The organism is Paenibacillus sp. FSL R7-0345 (genome assembly GCF_038595055.1).
Classification (GTDB): Bacteria; Bacillota; Bacilli; order Paenibacillales; family Paenibacillaceae; genus Paenibacillus_AQ.
This window is the reverse complement of sequence record NZ_CP152002.1, coordinates 271797-293014: the sequence shown is the minus strand read 5'-3', so window position 1 is coordinate 293014 and position 21218 is coordinate 271797. Positions and strand designations below refer to the sequence as shown.

General features: G+C 50.1%; 16 protein-coding genes. 8 read left to right on the top strand and 8 right to left on the bottom strand.

Annotated elements, in window-relative coordinates; translation table 11 throughout:
* Nucleotides 1-90: 90 nt before the first annotated feature.
* Nucleotides 91-1557, bottom strand: coding sequence for an extracellular solute-binding protein (locus NST84_RS01290; RefSeq protein ID WP_342563875.1), 1467 nt, complete (start codon nucleotides 1555-1557; stop codon nucleotides 91-93).
* A gap of 147 nt (nucleotides 1558-1704) precedes the next feature.
* Between NST84_RS01290 and NST84_RS01285 the strand changes: the two genes are divergently transcribed.
* Together NST84_RS01285 and NST84_RS01280 are read left to right on the top strand one after the other, a co-directional pair.
* A complete protein-coding gene (locus NST84_RS01285; RefSeq protein WP_342563874.1) occupies nucleotides 1705-3558 on the top strand; it encodes a sensor histidine kinase in 1854 nt (617 codons plus the stop codon).
* Nucleotides 3527-5158: a response regulator gene (locus tag NST84_RS01280; RefSeq protein ID WP_342563873.1), complete on the top strand. Its 1632-nt coding sequence runs from the start codon at nucleotides 3527-3529 to the stop codon at nucleotides 5156-5158. The genes NST84_RS01285 and NST84_RS01280 overlap by 32 nt, the downstream gene beginning before the upstream one ends.
* Nucleotides 5159-5162: 4 nt before the next feature.
* Here NST84_RS01280 and NST84_RS01275 read toward each other — a convergent pair whose 3' ends face one another.
* From NST84_RS01275 to NST84_RS01260, 4 genes are all read right to left on the bottom strand, one after another.
* A complete protein-coding gene (locus tag NST84_RS01275; RefSeq protein ID WP_342563872.1) occupies nucleotides 5163-5888 on the bottom strand; it encodes a protein-glutamine gamma-glutamyltransferase in 726 nt (241 codons plus the stop codon).
* Between the two features lie 126 nt (nucleotides 5889-6014).
* Nucleotides 6015-7310 (bottom strand): helix-turn-helix domain-containing protein, encoded by a 1296-nt coding sequence (locus NST84_RS01270; protein WP_342563871.1) that lies wholly within the window; start codon nucleotides 7308-7310, stop codon nucleotides 6015-6017.
* Nucleotides 7311-7815: 505 nt separating this feature from the next.
* Nucleotides 7816-8949, bottom strand: coding sequence for an alanine dehydrogenase (ald, locus tag NST84_RS01265; protein ID WP_342563870.1), 1134 nt, complete (start codon nucleotides 8947-8949; stop codon nucleotides 7816-7818).
* A 220-nt stretch (nucleotides 8950-9169) separates the two neighbouring features.
* Nucleotides 9170-10396 (bottom strand): Zn-dependent hydrolase, encoded by a 1227-nt coding sequence (locus NST84_RS01260; RefSeq protein WP_342563869.1) that lies wholly within the window; start codon nucleotides 10394-10396, stop codon nucleotides 9170-9172.
* Between the two features lie 214 nt (nucleotides 10397-10610).
* On the opposite strand from NST84_RS01260, the gene NST84_RS01255 reads away from it, so the two are divergent.
* From NST84_RS01255 to NST84_RS01235, 5 genes are all read left to right on the top strand, one after another.
* Complete coding sequence (locus tag NST84_RS01255; RefSeq protein ID WP_342563868.1) at nucleotides 10611-11486, top strand: aldose 1-epimerase family protein; 876 nt, start codon at nucleotides 10611-10613, stop codon at nucleotides 11484-11486.
* 242 nt (nucleotides 11487-11728) lie between these two features.
* Nucleotides 11729-12718, top strand: a complete 990-nt coding sequence (locus NST84_RS01250) for a glycosyltransferase (protein WP_342563867.1) — start codon at nucleotides 11729-11731, stop codon at nucleotides 12716-12718.
* Nucleotides 12715-13821 (top strand): polysaccharide pyruvyl transferase family protein, encoded by a 1107-nt coding sequence (locus NST84_RS01245; protein ID WP_342563866.1) that lies wholly within the window; start codon nucleotides 12715-12717, stop codon nucleotides 13819-13821. Before NST84_RS01250 ends, NST84_RS01245 begins: the two co-directional genes overlap by 4 nt.
* A gap of 43 nt (nucleotides 13822-13864) precedes the next feature.
* Nucleotides 13865-15379, top strand: a complete 1515-nt coding sequence (locus tag NST84_RS01240; RefSeq protein ID WP_342563865.1) for an oligosaccharide flippase family protein — start codon at nucleotides 13865-13867, stop codon at nucleotides 15377-15379.
* Nucleotides 15380-15569: 190 nt separating this feature from the next.
* Nucleotides 15570-15926 carry a VOC family protein gene (locus tag NST84_RS01235; RefSeq protein ID WP_342563864.1) on the top strand — a complete coding sequence of 119 codons (357 nt, stop codon included), beginning with the start codon at nucleotides 15570-15572 and terminating at the stop codon, nucleotides 15924-15926.
* Between the two features lie 127 nt (nucleotides 15927-16053).
* On the opposite strand, the gene NST84_RS01230 is transcribed toward NST84_RS01235, so the two are convergent.
* Together NST84_RS01230 and NST84_RS01225 are read right to left on the bottom strand one after the other, a co-directional pair.
* Nucleotides 16054-17598 (bottom strand): transposase, encoded by a 1545-nt coding sequence (locus NST84_RS01230; protein WP_342563863.1) that lies wholly within the window; start codon nucleotides 17596-17598, stop codon nucleotides 16054-16056.
* A gap of 257 nt (nucleotides 17599-17855) precedes the next feature.
* Nucleotides 17856-18947: a beta-eliminating lyase-related protein gene (locus tag NST84_RS01225; protein ID WP_342563862.1), complete on the bottom strand. Its 1092-nt coding sequence runs from the start codon at nucleotides 18945-18947 to the stop codon at nucleotides 17856-17858.
* A gap of 193 nt (nucleotides 18948-19140) precedes the next feature.
* On the opposite strand from NST84_RS01225, the gene udk reads away from it, so the two are divergent.
* Nucleotides 19141-19782, top strand: coding sequence for a uridine kinase (gene udk, locus NST84_RS01220; protein WP_342563861.1), 642 nt, complete (start codon nucleotides 19141-19143; stop codon nucleotides 19780-19782).
* Between the two features lie 73 nt (nucleotides 19783-19855).
* Here udk and NST84_RS01215 read toward each other — a convergent pair whose 3' ends face one another.
* Nucleotides 19856-21103 (bottom strand): helix-turn-helix transcriptional regulator, encoded by a 1248-nt coding sequence (locus tag NST84_RS01215; RefSeq protein WP_342563860.1) that lies wholly within the window; start codon nucleotides 21101-21103, stop codon nucleotides 19856-19858.
* Between the last annotated feature and the right edge of the window lie 115 nt (nucleotides 21104-21218).

The window sequence follows — 21218 nt, the reverse complement described above, 5'->3', positions numbered from 1 at the left end:
ATGATGGCTTTCGTAACCGCCCTACTATTCTTACCTTTAATCTCAATGTATCTGAGCGTATCTGAGCTATGTTTTAAGCTGGTTCACCGGTTATTTTTCGGTCATGCTCTGTACCATACTCTCTGCCCAAAGCGGATGTTTAGGATCAAACTGCGGGTAGATGTATTCCCCATGCTTAAAGGAGTACCCTGTCGATGCGATGTCCAGCATCTGATTCAGCCGTGCGGTTTCCTCTCTCAGCGCATCGCCTAATTTTTTCTCGCCCGCGATAATCTGCAGATACAGCTGCAGCCGCGGGCGGTCGCCCGAATTTCTAGGCTCGATGGAGACGGTGCTCGGATCATACTGATCCATGATCTGCGGCGGCAGCGGATAGATGGAATCTGCCTCGGTGGGGTAGAACTCCTTGAACTGGGCTAGCCCGGGAGCAAGATTCGGCAAACTTAGGATTCCGTCTATGACCGGAAGCGCCAGCGCCTGGTGGAACAGCATTGTCAGAAACGCCTCTGACTGCAGGAAGGTCCAGACCTTAACCGCCGCCTCCCTGTCTGCGGCCGAACTGTTCACAACAAGCGGAGAATGCGGAATCATCATCAGCGCGCCGGCTCCCTGTCTGGAAGCTTTCGTTACCGGCGGGAGCGCAACGCCCCAGTCGTCTTTTGGCATATACTGCTGTAATTTAACATAGTCTTTGCTAGTTACATACATCATGCCGATGTTTCCGTCTGCGAATTCCCGCAGGGCACTGTTCCGCTTCAGCAGGGTCTCCCCGGGATACAGGCTGCCCTGCGCCTTCATATCCAGCAGCATACGCAGCCAGGGCTCATAGACGCTTAGGTCATAATAGCCGCTGCGGTAATCATACAGATATACCCCGCTGTAAGTGTTCGACAGCTCAAGCGCGGTCTGCAGACTGTACTGGCTGTCACCGGCGGCAAGTGCGAACCCGTATTTATTCACGCCTTCGCCCGCCTGGCTGATCTGGGCGGCAGCCTGCTTCATATCTTCAAAGGTAACCGGCGGCTGCTCCGGATCAAGTCCGGCTGCCCGGAACAGCTGCTTATTGTAAATTAGGCGCACAGTCTCAATACTGGAAGGAATGAAGTACATTCCGCCATTGAACAAGGAGCTTGCCGCATAGGTCCGGGCCCAATCCGGATATCTGTCCAACTCTTCAGCTGCCAGCACAGAGGTTAAGTCCACCAGATACCCTTTGTTCACATAGGTCGCCAGCCAGGCATTGTCCACGCTGAAGACATCAGGTCCCTGTCCCGAGGTCATCAGCATATTGAGCGTATCGTCGTACACATCAGTGGAAATATCCATAATGCTGATCTCAATGCCATCCGGGTTGGTTTTGTTATATTGATTAATCGCGTTTTTGACTTCCAGGTTCTCCGTCCAGTCATACAGGGCAATCCTGATCTGGGTGCGCGGCAGCATATCTGGAACAGGCTCCGGGGCAAAATCAACCAGCAGCGGACGGTTATACACCGTTGTGTACACAACCAGCCCGCAGACAAACACCGCAATACTAAAGAAGAGGATTCGTCTCATCATTACCTCCTGCGTTGACATCCCGGCGCGCAGCGTTTTACAATGGGTACCATATATTGGGTTGTATTTTCCAGTATTTAATATATACCAATACAATCCTATAGATGGCAAGCGAAGATTATTCTCGGGGCCCGGGGAGGCTTCAACATGAAAAAATGGTTCGACATTCTGTCTAAAACCCTCTTTCTGTACAATTTCAGCATCCGCAGCCGTCTAATCCTTTACTTTCTGTTCCTGGTCCTTCTTCCAACAAGTATTATATCAGTCACTGTATACAATAAATCGGCCGGTATTATCACCCGCAACGTAAACACGTCCATTGAGAACAATCTTAATCTGGTACAGGATAACCTGGACCAAAGATTCACCAGTGCCTACAATTCGATGGTCTCCCTCTACCTCAACACCGACTTTGCCGACTTAATTTCCTCCAACCGCCCTACCGACAGCTCCGGGATCATTAATGAATTGGCCGCCCTGAATAAAATACTGGAAAATTTCCCCGCAGGCGGAACCTCAGGCAGCAGCTTTGTACCGATGCTCTATATGCTGAACCGCCCGGAATATACCCAGTATAATTTTTCCAGACGCATCTTCAATATCGATCAGATTTCACTAAAACCCTGGTATCTCGCCATTCCTGCCAAGTCTGAATTCACCGTGGTCGGGCTCAGCTCGCTCGATTCGCAGTACACTATTAAATTCGCCAAGCGCCTGTTCGGCATCCGGCACGCCCAGCTTCCCTTTGCCGGACTGCTTACGATCGATATCCCGGTGAGCGAATTCAGCACGCTGCTGAATCATTACAAGCCCACCCCCGGCAGCCGCATCTACATCGTTGACCAGAAGGGGACCATTGCCATCAGCCCTGATGAGAGCTTAATCGGCCAAAATATCAGCAGCCAGGATTATTTCAGCAAAATCATTCCGGCTGCAGAAGGCTCCGGCAGCTTTCATTCCTTCCGCCATGTGATCCGCGGCGAGAACACGCTTGTCTCCTATCACAACATTCAGGCCACCGGCTGGACGGTCTTCTCCTTCTCACCGGTAAGTGAGCTGAACGGGGAGCTGGCCTCCTTTCAGCGGGTGATGTACGTTGTCATCGGCATTTGTATGCTCGTATCACTTATGATGGCCCTGCTGCTGTCGGAGAATATTTCGGCACCGATCCGCAAATTCATCCAGTCGATGTCCCATGCCGAAAGCGGGAATTTCAATATCATCATCCGCTACCGGCGCAAGGATGAATTCTCTTATTTATTCAACCGCTATAACAAGCTGCTGCAGCAGATTAAGGCGCTGATCGACAAACTGTATGTTACGGAGCTGCGCAAAAAGGAAGCCGAGCTCAAAACACTCCAGGCCCAGATCAATCCCCACTTTCTCTATAACACACTGGACTCGATCAACTGGCTGGCTATTAACCACAATGTTCCTGAGATCAGCAGCATGGTGACCTCGCTGTCGGATTTCTTCAGATACAGTCTGAGCAAAGGACGAAATATCATTCCGCTGAGCGATGAGCTGAAGCAGGTGGAGAGCTATCTTGATATTCAACAGTTCCGCTTCCAGGATAAGCTCTCGTATGAGCTTGAGAAGGTAGATCCGCAGCTGCTGGAATGTCTGGTCGTTAAGCTAAGCATCCAGCCGCTGGTTGAGAATGCGATTATTCACGGAATTCAGCAGCGCCGCGGCAAAGGTACCATTCGCATACGGGTCGCAGCTACACAGGATATTCTCAGCGTGTCCGTATTTGACGATGGGGTCGGTGCTGATCCCGGGCGGCTGAATCTGCTGCTGACCGATCAGAATCCCGGCAGCCAGTCGTACGGAATCCGCAATGTGCATATGAGAATCCAGCAGTTTTTTGGCGAGACTTATGGCATCCGCTATTATGCCAATACAGAGGATCACTCCGGCCTGCTGGCTATGCTCCGGTTTCCGGCCGTTACTACATGGGATGAGGTGAATGAAGATGTTGACAATGATCATAGCGGATGATGAGCCGTTTATCAGGCGCAGTCTGATTCAGGTGTTCAAGTGGCCGGAAGAGTTCGGCATCGAGATTATCGGGGAGGCCTCAGACGGCCAAGAGGCGTATGAACTATGTATGGAGCTAAAGCCGGATATTCTGTTCACCGACATTATGATGCCCTTTCTGAACGGCCTCCAGGTCGCCGAGAAGCTGAAGGCTGCGGATTGCCCTACCAAAATTATTGTCATCAGCGGAGCACAGGATTTCGCCTATGTCCAGAATGCGATGAAGGTGAACGCAGAAGGCTATATCTTAAAGCCTGTAAAGCTCGATGAGGTCCGGGAGCTTTTCACGAAGGTTACCGCCCGGATTCACCATGAACGTGACAACCGGCTGAACCTGGAGCATCTGAAGAAGCAGCTGCAGGATCATATGCCGCTCATGCGCGAGAAATTTCTGCAGAATCTGATTGCCGGATTATACCGGAATGAGCAGGAAATCTGGGATAAAATCCGGTACTTCGCCCTGCCCTTCAGGCAAGGTGACCCGTTAATGGCAGGCGTACTGGAGCTGGATGATTACCAGGGCGCCGTCGCGAAGTTCTCGGAGGAGTATAAGCAGCTGCTCTATTTTTCGATCGGAAATATTATTGACGAATGTCTGGAGGCACACCCTTGCGCGGTCAGCTTTGTAGCCAGCGAGAATATGTTTATTATGCTGTTCTGTTTACCGGAGGGCCCTGCGGCTGCATCACTTACCAGCCTTTGCGGGCAGATTATCAGCGGCATCCGGGAATATTTGCGGCTGGATGCCTCCATCGGCCTGGGCCGTGTCTGCAGTCTGGTCGGACAGATCGAGGATTCCTATAAAGAAGCGTTGTCTGCGCTGGCCTACAAATTTTATACCGGACACGCTTCCGTTCTCTATATCAACGATATCCAGCCTGAGACAAAGACGCTGCAGAGCACTTTTTTCTATACCTTTCATGCCCGGATGATGAATGAGCTGAAGGCAGGCCAAACGGATAATGTGCTGGAGCTGCTGGATACCCTTTTCGCCAGGCTGTCGGAACCGCGGCTGCAAATCGGTTATGTACAGAGCATCTGCGCCGAGATGATCTTCACCTCTGCCCGGACGCTGTACGAGATTGATGAGGATATTGAAGCGGTGTTGAAGGACCGGATGACGATTATGGATACATTGTATGCCCAGAGGAATCTCACCCAGCTTAAGGCATATATGCTGGAGCTTTTTCGGAACCTCAGTACTTATGTTGCAGGTAAAAACACATCCAAAAACAGCCGGTCCATTAACCGGATCAAAACCATTATTCAGGAAGGCTACGCCCGCGAGCTCTCCATTACAAAGATTGCCGAGGAGGTATATCTGACACCCAACTATATCAGCCTGCTCTTCAAGAAAGAAACCGGTGAAACGATAACCGACTATATTACCTGCATCCGTATGGACAAAGCCAAGGAGCTGCTGCTGGCCACTGATCTTAAAGTAATGGAAATTTCCGAGCGCGTCGGTTATGAAAACCCCCATTATTTCAGCACTGTGTTCAAAAAAACAACCGGGGTGCATCCGCTCAAATTCCGTACAGGCAGGGATACACCCTCCTAAGCCGTCATTTCGAAATATAGGTTCTTACACCGATCCGGGAGAAGATTGCTTTCTGTCCGCTTTTTCCTGCCAGGAGGGAGGGAGCGCTCCTTATTGCAAGTGTACTGATATAGTTGAAATTCGGGTGCAGCGCCTCATCGGTCAGGTAAGCTGAAGTCCGGCTGCCCGGCACTCTTTTCCGGTTCAGTGAGGCAATCATTTGTTCGGCGCTCTTGATGCCCAGTCCGTGTCCGTAGTAGCGGTCGGCACCCAGCATAATGGCATTCTCCCCTTGCCACTCCGGCAGTTCCGGGTCATGATCAGGATTTTTAAAATACACGACGTCCCCAGGCTTCATCTCAAATTTGCTGAACGTGGTGATCATCTGCAGATTGCTGTCATAATTCCAGTCCCACAGGTAAAGATCCGTAAAATAACGGTCAAACGCCTCTGTCCCGATCGAAGCAATAGTCGCCCGGTAAAGGATCATCACCATCGCCATTGCGCATTCAAACGCATACAGCTGTCCATTTACAAAAATATCGTTAATTGCTGCCGAAGGGCTCACTCCCGGCTTCAATTCAAAGCCGCCGCCTGCAGTGCGGTTCCAATACATCGGATTACAGCGCGAGTTTTTAAAATCGGAAAAGTCGGTCGCGCCCCCATTCATTACATTCGCCGCCGCCAGTATCTCTGCCCGCATCTTCTGTTCAAAATCCAAACCCCCGGGTGAGCCATAGCTTAACCCCATCCTGTCAGCCCCTTTCCTGATTCCTTCACAAAATATAGGTTATTGTACGTGTCGGGGCGTCCATTGGTGCGCAGCACAACAAAAAAAGCCCAGCCCCCTACGGGACCAGACTTTGCTGCTGCATGATTATGGTGATATAGCTGCCGAACCGCTGCCCCGCTCCTGAAACCAGCCGTTCACCTGTGCCGTCTCCTCCGTCAAAAGATCCAGATAGACCGAGGTGCGGTAGTCCGTTTCCTTCAGGCTTCTGCCGGTCAATTCGGCGATCCGGTTCAGCCGGTACATCAGGGTGTTGGTATGGATATGCAAAAAAGCGGCAGCTTCCTTCAGATTCCCGTCCAGTGTCAGATAAACTGCAATCGTCTTAAGAAAATCACTTTTGTGCTCACGGTCATGCGCCTTAACCGGCTCAAGCAGCGCACTGCTGCGGGTCCGGCTGCGCTTGCGTTCAATGATGTCCGGAATAAAGGCCCAAAAGCCGAGTTCATCATAGAGCATGAGGCTGCGGGCATGATAAGGAAGCAGCTTCTTGATCTCCAGCACAGACAGCGCTTCACGGTAGGCGGTTGCTGCCGAGATATATTCTTTGTATCCCGGACTGCACCCTGCTGCAAGCCCCCCGCCCGCGCTCCGGCTCATATCTGCAAGCAGCCTGTTCATGAACGAGGACAAAATACCCGCGCCGTCCACCTGAAACACAAACGAAAACAACAAAATCAGCCGGTTATGCTCAGCCGTCATAAATAGCAGCCGCTGTCCGCCGTAAGCATCGATCGTCTGCCGCAGCCGCAGCGCAAAGGACTCGTCAATTGTCTGTTCGCTCTCGATCACCCCGATATAATAGCTCTCCGGCAGCAAAATCGACCAGCTCTCCGCCTCCTGACGTATACGCGGCTCATTGTCATAGTGCGAGGTCAGCAGCTTCCAGAAAAAATCCTCGAGCGCCTTGTCCTGCCTGTTTTTCCAGCCGCGCTGCTTCAGCAGATAACGTCCGGCGATACCAGCAGCCTTCTCTACAATCCCTTCAGCATAGCCATCCGCCAGATTTCCGCGGTCCACCACCCAGATATAACCCAAAATTTCCTGCTGATGCTTGATACACATGGCCAGACGAGGTCCAAGGCCAACCTCCATCACTGCCGGAATGCGGATCGGATGCGCCGTATGTTCAAGCTGATGCATAATGCCTTTTTTGCGGAGTCCGATGATAACGGTGTTCGGCACCTGTTTGCCGATGATCGTGGAGATGCGTGCCGGATCACTCTCAAACTGATGGGAGCTGTAGCCGATGACATGGTGGTTGCTGTCCTCTATCGTTACCTGGGACTGCAACGATTCACTGATGGTATCCGCCAGGGATTCCATACTGTCAAAAAAACGGTCAAACGTTGGTCCTGCCTCTGCTTCTGTCAATGTTCCCACCCCAGCCTGAGAAATACCGGATCTTGTACGTATAGGTGTTTACATTATATTACTCAGAGTTGCCAGTGGCTATAGTTTTGTGCGAGAAAACCTGACACGTCTAGCATTTATTTGTCAAAAGTATCCCAATAGTCGGGCGGTGCTCCGTAATTTAACATGACGACACGCTGCCGGCTGCTGTAACGGACTCAGATGCGCTTATTTTACAGCAAATCTGATCTTCGGCGATGCTAACGGACACCAGCGACCTTATATGCCGATAACCGGACTAAAAATGGACATTTGAGGCCAAATAAGAGCATTGTGGTCCGTTAGCATAATAAAATGAGCTTTTTAGAGAAAATAAGATCATTTCAGTCCGTTAGCGGCTGGGGGCTGATGGCAGACCCCATACAAAAAAAAGAAAGCCCGGCGGTCCCCCGCCAGGCCACAAAAGTGTTACCCCTCTGCTCCTTATAGTTCCTGTATGCTACTGTATCCCTCTAATTCCCAGGTTAAGTACATCCTAGATCAGAGTGAACTCCTGCTCTACTGCTTTCTCTACCGTGAAGTACTCTTCCCCAAGAGCCTCGGCCACGGCCTGGCAGGTGACTTTTCCGTTAGCTACGTTGACGCCGCTCTTCAGACCGGCATTATCCTCGATTGCCTGGAATACACCTTTATTCGCTATTTGCAGTGCATACGGAACGGTAACGTTGGTCAGTGCAATGGTCGAGGTTTTGGCTACGGCTCCCGGCATATTCGCTACGGAGTAGTGCAGTACGCCGTGCTTCTCGAATACCGGATTGTCATGGGTTGTTACACGGTCAATCGTTTCGACGATACCGCCCTGGTCGATTGCTACATCAACGATAACCGAGCCCGGCTTCATCGCTTTGACCATCTCTTCGGTTACCAGCCTGGGCGCTTTAGCGCCTGGAATCAGCACCGCACCTACCAGCAGGTCGGCTTCAGCTACAGCCTTGGCAATGTTGTACGGATTTGAGATCAGCGTGCTGATCTGCGAGCCGAAAATATCGTCCAGCTGGCGCAGTCTGTCTGCGCTCAGGTCAATAATCGTTACTTCAGCGCCCAGGCCGATCGCCATTTTTGCAGCGTTAGTCCCAACTACACCACCGCCGATAATGCTGACCTTGCCTCTGCTGACGCCGGGAACTCCGGAGAGCAAAATGCCTTGTCCGCCGTAGTTCTTTTGCAGAAATTGTGCACCGAGCTGCACGGACATCCGGCCGGCCACTTCACTCATTGGTGTAAGCAGCGGCAGCGTGCGGCCGTCCACAACCGTTTCGTAGCCGATAGCGAATACGCCCTTGTCTTTCAGCGCTGCGGCAAGTGCAGGCTCTGGAGCAAGATGAAGATAAGTAAACAGGATCAGGCCCGGACGGAAGTAGCCATATTCACTTTCCAGCGGCTCTTTCACCTTCATGACCATTTCAGCAGCGGCCCACACAGTTGCTGCGTCTGCAATCAGCTCAGCACCGGCTGCAGTATATTCCTCGTTCGGGAATCCGCTGCCTGTTCCGGCTCCGGCTTCCACCAGTACTTTATGGCCTTCAGCTACCAGGCTGACAACACCTGCAGGGGTAATCGCTACACGGTTTTCGTTATTTTTGATCTCTTTAGGTACACCAATAATCATCGTTAATCTCTCCCGTCTTGTGTGATTCTCTTATGTCAAGAATCATAACATAACGTTCATTTCAGCATTTTGGGTAAAAAGAAAAACATTACCTGCCATGATTGTGTTTTTACACAATGGAGCTGGACGCGGCCATTCACGCTTATCAACAAATGAAAAAGGACACCGCAGCCGGTGCCCTCACCTGTGAATGTATTCATACGTCATGTTTAATAACACCTTATCCCCGCAGCACCGCAAGCACGGTCTCCAGCACAACATTAACGCCCTTTTCGCAATCCCCGTAGGAGGTTAGCTCCTCTTCACAATGGCTTTTGCCGTTCACGCTGGGCACGAAAATCATCGCCGAAGGCAGGAATCCGGCTACGAACTGGGCATCGTGCCCTGCTCCGCTGGCTATTGTCCGGCGGGAATAGCCCAGAGTGGCAGCCGCCTGCTCAACAAGGCCGCATAGTTTCGGATCAAACCAGACCGTGTCACGGCCCCATAGTTTGCTTTTTTGAACCGTACATTCCAGCACTTCCTCCGGCAGGCCGTTAATAATTGCCTCTACCCCACGGACGATGTCCATCTCCTTATGCCTTGCCTCCACCGTAAAAATCACCTTATTCGGAATGACCGTATGAATATTCGGCAGCACATTCATCCGGCCCATCGTGTAGACAAGCCCGGAATCAAGTCCGCCCAGTTTGGCACGCAGTTCAGTAATGATATCAGCTGCAGCGAACAGCGCATCCCTGCGCATATCCATCGGCGTTGTTCCGGCATGGTCCGATTCGCCCGTCACTTCAATTTCGTAACAGGCCATGCCGACCACGCAGTCCACCAGACCGATCGTAAGCTGCTCACGCTCCAGCACCGGCCCCTGTTCAATATGCAGCTCAAGATAAGCCGTGGCCTCTGTAATCCGGTTCTGCGCCTCCCCGGCATAGCCGCTGGCCAGCAGCGCCTCTTCAAAGGTCGTCCCTTCCGGGTCCTTCTTCTGCAGCATGGCTGCCTTGTCGAACTTGCCGGACAGCACACCAGAGGCCATCATCGAAGGCTCGAAGCGTGCTCCTTCCTCATTGGTGAAGTTCATCACCGTTACCGGGAGACGGGGCGTAATACCATGGTCAACCAGTGTTCTTACCACCTCAAGCCCGGCTATTACACCTAGTACCCCGTCGAATCTGCCGCCCTTTTTCACTGTATCGAGATGCGAACCGATGACTACAGGCGGGCCATTCTCACTGCCGGCAAGCGTTGCATACATATTGCCCATATCATCAATCTTGACCGTCATCCCCAGCTCTTCACAGCAGGACCGAAAGTACCCCCGTACCAGCACATCCTGCTCCGACAGCGACAGCCTGGTCACACCATTGTGATCCGTACGCCCAAAATCGGCAAAAGCCTCAATTGTATCCTTCAGTCTTTCGCCGTTAACCAAAACCTGCTGCATTTGCATGTTATGTTTCCCTCCGCTTCGGGCAAATATGTGATTATTGCTTTCTTTATATGTTATACCAATGCGGTTTATAGTCATTGTACAGTCTGTAATAATGTTTTTTGGTAAGTATTCACGTTTTGTTAGAACATGGCGGAAGAGTTTGGTAGAATATGAGCTGCTATAACATGAACACAGGATGGACTCTATATAACAACGGAAGGGGATTTGGCAAATGTATACCACACTGCGCAGCGGCACGGCCGAAGCCGTCATTAACTCGCTAGGAGCTGAGCTGAGCAGCTTCAAACTGCTAGCTACCGGCAATGAATATATCTGGAGCGGCGATGCAGAATTCTGGACAGGCCGTTCGCCTGTACTGTTCCCGATTATCGGGGCAGCCCGCGGCGGAGAAATCCGGACAGGCGGCAACACCTACAGCATTGGCAATCACGGTTTTGCCAGACGCAGTGAATTCACCCTTATTGAAGCTACAGATACGCAGGCTGTCTTCCAGCTTTCGTACAATGAACAGACACTGGCGAGCTATCCGTACCGGTTCAATCTGATTCTCACCTACATTTTGAGCGGAAACACCCTTGAGATCAGCTACCGCGTGGAGAATAATGATGAACAGGAAATCCTGTTCCAGCTGGGTACCCATCCGGCCTTTAATTGCCCGCTGGACGGGCAGGGTACCATCACTGATTATGTTCTGGAGTTCTCTGAACACGAGCAGCTGGAACGGCTGTTCCTGAGCGATGCCGGCCTCGTCATCAGCGGCAAAAGCGAGACCGTGCTGGACAACGGACAGCTTCTGCCGCTCTCCCATGAGATGTTTTTTGACGGGGCGTTGGTCTTCCGGGATGTGAAGTCCCGCACCATTGCACTCAAAAGCAAGCTTAGCGGCAAAAGCGTTACTGTTACCTCCAAGAGCTTCCCGGACCTCGGCCTCTGGCAGCCGAAAAATGCCCCCTTCGTCTGCATTGAGCCATGGCAGGGGATCGCGGACGGGGAGGATTTCACCGGAGAGCTGAAGGACAAAACGGGGATTATAACCCTGCCTCAGAGCAGCCAGTTTAACAGCTCACTGACCATAGAAATCAGCTAAACCTATAGATTTCTTTAAAATAAAGGGCGTTCCAGCCGGTAAATTACGGCACTGGAACGCCCTTTTTGCCTTGAATTAAACAGTTATAAGTAAACTAAAGTAGTATATACAATCTTTTAACTGTGATAGTAATATAATTACAAATCATTGTGCCTGGCTAACCATGTATGTACAGCGCAATCTTGTTGACACTTCTGTCTCTGGCCCAGTCATCCGTTATTTTGAAAGGAAGTGATTGTTGCATGAAACCGGAGATAAGCATCATTGTGCCTATCTATAAAGTTGAAATGTATTTGCGCAAGTGTGTCGATTCCATCCTCGCACAGACCTTCAGAGACTTCGAACTGATTCTTGTAAACGATGGCTCTCCTGACAATTGCGGCGAAATCTGCGAACGTTATAAAGAGCTGGACTCCCGGGTTAAGGTCATCCACAAACAGAATGGCGGCCTGTCGGACGCCCGCAATTACGGCATTGATAGTGCCGCAGGCAAATATATCGGATTTGTAGACAGCGATGACTGGATTGAGCCCGATATGTTCGAAGCGCTGCATGGACTGATCACTGCCCATGACGCAGATATAGCAGTGTGCGGTCATACTGAGGTTGAAGACGGTGTGTATATAGACAAGGAATTCTCCCATGAAGTCCGTGTCTATAGTAATGAAGAAGCCTTCAAGAAACTGCTGGAGGATACCGAGATCAAGAATCTGGCCTGGGATAAGCTGTATAAGGCGGAGCTGTTCGCAAAGGTAAGATATCCGGTCGGCAGATACTTCGAGGACATGTTCGCAACTTATAAGCTATTTTTGCAGGCAGAGAAGGTTGTTTCCCTGGATTCGCCCAAATATCTGTACCTGCGCAGAGGCGACAGCATTACAGGCAAGATGACTAATAAAAAGTATTATGACCGGATCTGCGCCTGGAAGGAACTGTATGAGGATATCAAGCATAAAAACTACCCTGAAGCGATTGAAAAATCCCTGGCCAGGAACGTGACCGAGGGCATTGAGCTGTGCAATCTCCAGATGATCGCCGGAGAAAACAGGGCCAACAAGGAATATATCGCCGAGCTGGGCAGCTTTTTCAGCAAACATCTTAAAGCGGTAATGCGCAACAAAAGTATCAGCAAGCAGATGAAACTAGCCACTTTGCTTATTCTGACAAGCTCCAACACATATAGAGTCCTGTATCAATCCAAACTTCGTGTGAAGGGAAGTAACCTGACATGACCAACATTATCCATAAGATGCTGCCGCTGTCCTTCCGGAATTATGTGAGCAATAATGAATTTTACCGTTATTTCCGAGGCTATATGGCCAACAGAGACCTGTACAGGAATAAATCGAAGGCCATCTTTGTAGTCGGCTCTCCGGAACACGACAACCTTGGCGACCACGCCATAACGATGGCGCAGATGAATTTCCTTCAAAAGGCTTTTCCCGATTACACGCTAATAGAGATTGTTGCCGACAGGCTGACCTCTAACTGGAAATGCCTGATGGAGTATTCTACCCCTGATGATATCTTCGCGCTCCAGGGCGGCGGAAATTTCGGCATTGAATATTTTAGAGAAGAAGAAGTCCGCAGAAAGATTATCAGCAGTTTCCCCAATAACAAAATCATCCTTTTCCCTCAAACCATCTACTTCGGAGATACCGAGCATGGCCGCCAGGAGCTCAAAAAAACAAAAGCCCTCTACAACGCCCACAAGGATCTGACTCTGGTAGCCAGAGAAAAGACATCGTACGGAATTATGAAGGAGCATTTCAAAAACAACGATGTTTTATTGACTCCGGATATTGTAATGTCGCTGGACATTACCGAGCCGCAAAGAGTGCGCAGCGGAGCCCTTATGTGTATCCGGGCGGATAAAGAAGGGATTTTTAATGAGGCTGAAAAGCAGCAAATCCATAACAGCGCCTCGCAGGCTTTTGACAAGCTTACCTATTCTGACACCTGCATAGTGCGTTATATCACGGTTGAAGAACGGGAGCACGAGCTGTACACCTTATGGAACCAGTTTAAAGAGGCAGAGCTTGTGATTACAGACCGGCTGCACGGGATGATTTTTGCGGCTATTACCTCTACTCCGTGTATTGCACTTGGCAATTATAACTATAAGGTCGTAGGCAGCTACGAATGGATCAAGCATCTCGGTTATATCAAGTTTACTAACGATATCAATCAAATTCCGGAATTAATTGAAGAATTAAGCCAGATTCCGGCTCCGCGGTACAACAATGATTTTTCAACCGAACACTATAATCAGATTGTTGAAGCCTTGTCGGCTAACACGGATTCATTCTCAACTTCATCTACCGTGACAGCTTAGAGCATCCACCACGACATTTCTGTAGCGAGGAAGCGATGTAGCCTTGAAAACCAATATAAAACTTGCTGCTATTATTACCTATCTCTCAGTCTTTCTGGGTGTGATCATTTCCCTGGGCTCGACGCCTTATATCGTTTCAACCCTGGGAAAATCGGAATACGGGCTATATTCACTGGTGAATTCCATTATCGCCTATATCGTGCTGCTGGACCTCGGCTTCGGCAGTGCGGTTGTGCGGTTCAACTCCAAGTTCATCTCGGAAAATGATACAAACGGCCAGCGGAACATCAACGGGATGTTTCTGGTTTTGTTTTCGGGAATCGGTCTGCTTGCCCTGCTGGCCAGCCTGATTCTGGTGTTTAATTTTGACTCTCTTTTCACCAGTCTGAATCCATCTGAGCTCAGCATCCTCAAAACCATCTTCGTCATCGCTGCGGTCAATGTGGCTATTTCCTTCCCGATGAATATTTACAGCTCGATTATTACCGCCTACGAACGGTTTGTTTATCTGAAAATCATCAATCTGCTGAGAGTTGTTATTTCTCCGGCGATGATGGTATTGGTGCTGTTCATGGGTCTGAGATCGGTGGGGATGGTTTCCGTTGCCCTTGGACTGAACATCACCATCGGCCTGGCTAACTTCTTTGTCTGCCGGTTTAAGATGAAGATGATCGTCAAGTTCAACACTTTTGACACCAAGCTGTTCAAGGAAGTATTCAGTTATTCTTCCTACATATTGCTGTCATCGATTGCCTTTCAGCTCTATACGAACGCCGATCCGCTGATTATCGGTATGTTCCTGGGCGCTACTCCGATTGCGATTTATGCCATTTCCACCCAGCTGAACACGTACATTATGAACTTTTCCAATGTGCTGTCCAGCTTTTACCTGCCCAAGCTTACCAAAATGATTGTCAAAGGCGCGGATCAGGCCCGGCTGATGGTTGAACTCGTCCGGATCGGCAGAATCCAGGCGCTCATTGTCGGCTATATCGTGTCAGGGTTTGTGCTGTTCGGTCAGGTGTTCATTCTGATCTGGCTGGGCGAAGGCTACCGGTACGCGTACACGATCGCGCTGATCATCATCATTCCGCAGATCACGTCGATCGTCCAGTCGCTGTTCGCCACGATGCTGGAAGCGATGAACAGGCACAAGGTTAAGGCTTTGATCTATTTTTCCATTGCCATTCTCAAAATCATTCTGACGCTGCTGTTCATCCGGGTCTGGGGCATCACAGGCTGTGCGATTGCTACGGCTGCCGGCATGATCGTTAACGTGGTTCTGAATAATATCTACTATAGATATAAGCTGAAATTTGACATCTTCTATTTCTGGAAGGAGATCATCAAGGTCTTCACTCCGGTAATACTGCTCGGCCTCGTATGCGGATACCTGCTGACCTACGTAAACATCGGCTCCTATCTCCAGCTCGGCCTGTATGTCTTCCTGTACTCCGTGCTGTACGCAGCCACCATGTGGACCTTCAGCATGAATGCGGATGAGAAGCAGATTGTTACCGGCCCGATGCGGAAGGTTGTTTTGGGGAGCCAGACATGAGCGGTTTGGAGCAGATGCTCTCCGGGCATGACAAATTTTAAGCGTACGCTGTTAGGACACTCCATGGGTGTCTTTTTTTTTCGTAACATATGTCATTTATCAAAATAAAAAAGTTAGATAATGTAAAAAATAAACAATAGGCAGAATAGAAGAATGCGTATAAACCATTCGAGACCCGGGAGGCTGCAGTATGATTATTAAATATCAGTGTGTTAACATCTCTTCCAAAGACCCGAAGGCATTGGTAGAATTCTACCATTTGCAACTAGGGATACCCGTAATAGAGCCTGATGAGCATTATGACGGCGTCTCTTTAGGCTTCCTTAAGGAAGCTCCAGTAATCGTAATCTGGGATGAGAATAAATGGGGTAAGTCCAGCGAAGGCAAGGTTAACTTTGTATTCTCTTGTGATAATCTGGACCGGACGTATGCTGAATTGAGCGGAAAAGGCGTTCAGCTGGAGCCTCCAGTGACTGCCGTATGGGGAGGCAAGGAACTGCCGCTGCTTGATTTGGACGGGAATAAAATATTGCTGCTGGAGGGCTAAGTGTATTGGTTTAAGCTACAGTTAGTCTGATACACCATGTGTTTAACTGCACTTTGGAGTCAATTTCATAATTCAGTTTGCTGGATAGCAAGACTGGGCCAAAATCTGAGTTTGTTTTTTAAAAAAGTTAGGCCACTTGCTGGGAGTTACTCAACTGCTTGTTCAACTTGTCTAGCGCAAACTTACTCAAATTGTAGGCCAATGTGCTGAGCTGGAAATCGACACTTGCCCGGACGCCGCGGTGACGTGTGCGCTTCATCCCAAAATACTCTTTGAGGTAGGCAAAAACACGTTCTACAGCCGTTCGTTTGTTATACAGTTGCCTAAAGCTCTCGCTCCCTCTTGCTGGGTAAGCGTGCTTCCGCAAATCGGTTTGGATTCGAATCTTAAACACTTTTTGGCAGCCGGATGCAGAAAACGGACAGTCTTTGCAATGGTTGGGCCTGGTGTAACGCAGCGTTTCGTATTTGGTATCGAAACTGTCGTAACGGTAGGCGTGTCCCTGCGAGCACACAGGGGTGTAATCCTGGTTCATCCCCTCGGGCGGTTTTTTGTGGTGAATCATTTTAATAATAGGAAAAGCGCCTAAGGAATGAATCAACTGGTAAATGGCCGAACTGTCATACCCTTTGTCGCCCAAGACATGCTTCACCTTCAGCCCAGGAAACTTCAGGTGTAGCCCCTTTAGAAGCAGGACGGCCATCCGCTGGTCATTCAGATTCGCCGAACTAAAAACACCGCTTAGCACATACTGAGAATCCGCATCGACCAGTACGTTCGCCTTAAATCCGTAATAACTGGTGAGTCTGCCCTTCGTATTTTTCTTGTCAAAGCGTGCAGCGTGCCGGGGGATCGTGTTCAGGAGCTCGTCATAGGTGTAAGGCAGCATCGCTTCAATCGTTTTCTCAAAGGGTGCTAGAGTCTTTTCATAAGCTTCCCGTTCTAGACGCCGGCGCTCTTTTTCTTCCGCAGAAGCCCGCCCACGTCGGTAGACTGGTTTTTTAAGCGGTTCGTTCGCTGGCTGAGGCTCTGGCTCGACATTCTCGAACTCCAGTTGCTGAATTTCTGGCGTTTCACTTGGCTTTTTGGTACGGCGGGCCGCTCGGCGTTTCGACGCAGATTCACTGAATTGGCAATCCCAAGCCTCAACAATGGAGGAATCAACGGCAAGGTGCGTGCCCGTAATAAAGCCTTCTTCCATGGCAGACAGCACCAAGCTATCCTGCAGTTGCTCAAGCATTCCCGTTTGCTCAAGCGCAGAAATTAGACGGGAGTATGAAGCCTTGCTCGGAATAGGGTTTGAGCCGGTAAACCGGCACTGCACCCGAAATTCCTCGCTGTGCTTAAGGCGTCTAACCAGAGAAGAAACAAACTCAATGCCCTCCATTTTTGAGATGAGCAGCGAGTAGATCATGGCAGGGAGGTTTAGCTCCTGTGGCCGTCCACGATGGTTCTTTTTCCGGAGTACGTGAAGGACCGGAGCCAGGTTTAAGTGTTCAAAGATTTGACTATATTTATCTTCCGGGCGCATTTGGAGCAATTCCTCGAAGGAAAACAGCTCTTCTTGTCGAATAGAGTAGATAGGGATTACCTCCTTTTTTTGTTCTCGGGTGTCGGTTTGGTCGCCTATAACTTCGAGAACTTGGGGAGGTACTCCTTTTTCTATACTCAAAAAAACCAGGCGTAGCAAGGGTTTTGAATTATGAAATTGTCTCCTTTGTGCAACTAAAATGGCTGATTTTTTATAAAAAGCCCGTTTAATTGTAGTTTGTACAACTAAACGGGCTCAAAATGTTGTTTCAGGCTGAACTAGGCAGATTTAGTTGCACAGACTGCAGTTATATGCTGCATGAGCAGATATTTGCTGGTTTTAGTTGTACATTGTGCAGCTATTCGGCAGTCTATCAAATTTAAATCAGACTTCCTAAATTACACTTCCTGCAGCAGCCGGTCCAGCAGCTCAAACGTCTCTTTCAGCTTGGCTTTAGGTATGCCGCTGTACAGGTCGCCGATGCTCAGCTCATAGGAGCAGGAGTCTAGACCGGTCTCCTTCAGCCGTGCGGCAAGGCCTACGCCGGCCTGCTGACTTAGCCGGATCAGAACCGGCTCAACCTGTGCCTTGGATAAGGCAAAATGGACATGGAACATGTTCGACACCGGCACCTGCGGAAGGGTGGATACTTTGCTGCAGCCGTTGAACAGCGCCGCAAGCTCTTTAGCGTCTTCGTAATACTGGCCCATTTTGCCGGCCCGCTGGCGGAAATAAACCTGGGCCGGAAGGATATACGGATACAGGCTGATCAGATCACCGCCGTGCCGCCGTTTCCAGATCTTCGATTCCTCCGTGAAGTCTTCACTGCCCGCCAGGATGGCCCCGGCGATGCCGCCAATGCCTTTGTACAAAGAGATATATACGCTGTCGAACAGCGCACAGACCTCTGCCGCCGTCTTGCCGTAGTAAGGCAGCACCTCAAACAGCCGTGCCCCGTCCAGATGCAGGATAATGCCCTGCTCCCGGCAGTAAGCGGAGATCGCTTCAAGCTCGGCGTATTCCGGCAGCTGGCCGCCGATTTCCCGCTGCGGCAGCTCCAGCAGCAGACAGGCGATGTCCTCTCCGATGCTGCGGACATCGTCCAGGGTAATCAGGCGGTCCTTGTCCGCCAGCAGAATCGGCTTAATGTGATGCAGCTCCTTCAGCCCGTCCTGCTCATGAATCTCCAGGTGGCAGAGAGGGTGATAGGCTACCGTCTTCAGCCCCTTGCGGTCAGACCAGATCCGGAGGGCAATCTGCTGAGCCATCGTTCCGCTCGGAAAAAATACCGACGCCTCTTTTCCCAGCACACCTGCCATCTCCGCCTGAAAATCCTCGATGACCGCACCGCTGCCGTACATATCGCTGGATAGATCTCCCGCTATATCAGCAAAGGCATGCTTGAGCACCTCTACATCCCGTTTTCCGTGTCCGGCCAGCTGAATGGAAGCAGAATTATAGGCCTCCAGTAATGTTTTCTGTTCGTGCATAAAGAGTGATTACTCCTTTCGGGTATACTGTTATTAAGTAATGTTCTAGAATTATAGCATTCCCCGGCAAAAAACCTGATTTTTTTCAAAAATTCACGGTTTATTCCCGGTATCCAAGGTGAAATAAGTCCTGCGCTGTGCTACAATATTGGAATTGCAAAGGCAATTGCTTAGGGAGGTTTATTACAACACCATGCTTATTATTGGTATCGCAGGCGGGACCGGTTCCGGCAAAACTACTGTAGCCCGCTCCGTTATTGACCGTCTTGGAACAGACAAAGTAACGTTCATATCCCAGGATAACTACTATAAAGACCATTCCTCTCTCAGCTTCGAGGAACGCGGAGCGATTAATTACGATCATCCGCTGGCTTTTGACACGGAGCTGCTGATTGAGCATCTTCATTGTCTGAAATCGGGACAAGTTGCTTATGCCCCGGTGTATGATTTTACGGTTCATGCCCGTTTTACGGACAAGACCGTTGAGCTTATGCCGAACAACATCGTCATCGTCGAAGGACTGCATGTGCTGTCCGACGAGAAGCTGCGAGAGCAGCTGAACATCAAGGTATTTGTCGATACCGACCCGGATGTACGGATTATGCGCCGGGTGCTGCGTGATATCGAAGACCGCGGCCGCACGATCCGTTCCATCCATACACAGTATTTGACGACCGTGAAGCCGATGCATGAGGCGTTCATCGAGCCGTCCAAGAAATACGCCGACCTTATCATTCCTGAAGGCGGAGAGAATAAAGTCGGGATCGAGCTGTTGTCGGTCCTGACCGCCAAGTACCTCTCCGGTGATCAGCAGTGGAGCGGAAGTGCACATTAATATGGATAAGAAACAGAGGCTATGAGCAGTCATGGCCTCTGTTTTTTTTGTCCATCAGATGGATCAATACTCCTCAATACTCCTCCAGGCCGCTGCTCATCCCGCTGATCATGGAGAGCGACAGCTCCAGTGCCTTATCGCGCTCCCCGCTTTTGAGATAATAAGACAGCAGCTTGCGCTCATAACGTTCAATGGTGTAGGTATCACCATTGCTGCGGAAATGCGGCAGGGCTTCCTCCTCGATGTAACGGTAATATGGCTGCCAGTCCTCTTTCAGTGACAGTACCAGCAGATTAAAGTTGATCTCCCGGCTGTCCTTGCGCTCCCGTGCCAGCGTCAGCCCCTGATAGGTTAATGTCAGCAGTCCGGAAACCGGAAGGCGCTTAGCCCCCATACAGGAGGTAATATAGCAGTCAAGCACGCTAAGGTAAAACGGATGCTCCGGCCCTCCGACCAGCTCCATTACCTGCGAGAACCCTTCCGCCGCTTCATTATATAGCCCCCGGCGCATATGCTCATAAGCCAGGTTATGGAGCAGCTTGTACTTGCGGTCGGCAGAGCCGCACAGCTCACAGGCTTTGATCAGATTCTCATAAGACTGCTTGGCTATTGCAAAGGAATGCGGTTCTTTTACACTGAGCTGAATCAGCATAAGCGTCTCCGTATCAATGATCCGGATCAGATTAAGCGTCTTGCGGAAATACTGCAGCGCTTTTTCAGCATAATAATAGGCGATGATACTAGAGTGAATAGAGTGATAGGCGAGCGCGAGGTGATAATAATACTCCTGCTCGGTATACTCCGACTCGTCGATCTCCGTCAAAACGCCGATACAGTCCAGAAATTGCCCTGACAAAAAATAATATATGCCCTGCAGATGTCTAAAATAGTTGCGCATATAGGGCGAAGAATGTTCTGTCTTCTCAATTTCCCTGATCAGCCTGGAGGCCGGCTTCAAATCATTATTATAGAGATGGTATCTTATTAACAGCAGAGGGTAAGGGATTTTGTAATCGGGCAGATCCCTAAGTGCCTCCAGCTCTATTTGTGCTTTCAGGTCTTCCGCTTCCTGCGTCCGCTGCATCACCATGGCGTTATGCCAGTCGTTTAATTTGCGCTGGGTCTGAACAAAGCGTTCCACCTCTACAGCCATTGTAATCTGCAGGCGGCCGCATAATAAATCAATAATTTCCGGAGAATACTCGGTGATGCCCCGTTCTATTTTGCTTAAATGAGTCACTGAGCAAATGCCCTGGCCAAGCTCCCCCTGAGTTAAATGCTGCTTCTCCCGGTAATGCTTGATGATTTTCCCCTCAGTCATTCCCAAGTCCTCTTTTCCGTTAAAGTACAGCAGTAAGCTCTCCTTATTATACAGGGAAAAGGCGGGTACAGAGTTCTTTGCATCAAAAAAGGCCGGGAGGTTACCGCCTTGCAGC

Excerpts from the sequence above, each read along its gene's own strand:
- NST84_RS01235 (WP_342563864.1), top strand. The coding sequence starts at position 15,570 with ATGATTATTAAATATCAGTGTGTTAACATCTCTTCCAAAGACCCGAAG.
- NST84_RS01285 (WP_342563874.1), top strand. The coding sequence starts at position 1,705 with ATGAAAAAATGGTTCGACATTCTGTCTAAAACCCTCTTTCTGTACAAT.
- NST84_RS01250 (WP_342563867.1), top strand. The coding sequence starts at position 11,729 with ATGAAACCGGAGATAAGCATCATTGTGCCTATCTATAAAGTTGAAATG.
- NST84_RS01275 (WP_342563872.1), bottom strand. The coding sequence starts at position 5,888 with ATGGGGTTAAGCTATGGCTCACCCGGGGGTTTGGATTTTGAACAGAAG.
- NST84_RS01255 (WP_342563868.1), top strand. The coding sequence starts at position 10,611 with ATGTATACCACACTGCGCAGCGGCACGGCCGAAGCCGTCATTAACTCG.
- NST84_RS01260 (WP_342563869.1), bottom strand. The coding sequence starts at position 10,396 with ATGCAAATGCAGCAGGTTTTGGTTAACGGCGAAAGACTGAAGGATACA.
- NST84_RS01290 (WP_342563875.1), bottom strand. The coding sequence starts at position 1,557 with ATGAGACGAATCCTCTTCTTTAGTATTGCGGTGTTTGTCTGCGGGCTG.
- NST84_RS01215 (WP_342563860.1), bottom strand. The coding sequence starts at position 21,103 with ATGACTGAGGGGAAAATCATCAAGCATTACCGGGAGAAGCAGCATTTA.
- udk (WP_342563861.1), top strand. The coding sequence starts at position 19,141 with ATGCTTATTATTGGTATCGCAGGCGGGACCGGTTCCGGCAAAACTACT.
- NST84_RS01225 (WP_342563862.1), bottom strand. The coding sequence starts at position 18,947 with ATGCACGAACAGAAAACATTACTGGAGGCCTATAATTCTGCTTCCATT.
- NST84_RS01245 (WP_342563866.1), top strand. The coding sequence starts at position 12,715 with ATGACCAACATTATCCATAAGATGCTGCCGCTGTCCTTCCGGAATTAT.
- NST84_RS01280 (WP_342563873.1), top strand. The coding sequence starts at position 3,527 with ATGAAGATGTTGACAATGATCATAGCGGATGATGAGCCGTTTATCAGG.
- ald (WP_342563870.1), bottom strand. The coding sequence starts at position 8,949 with ATGATTATTGGTGTACCTAAAGAGATCAAAAATAACGAAAACCGTGTA.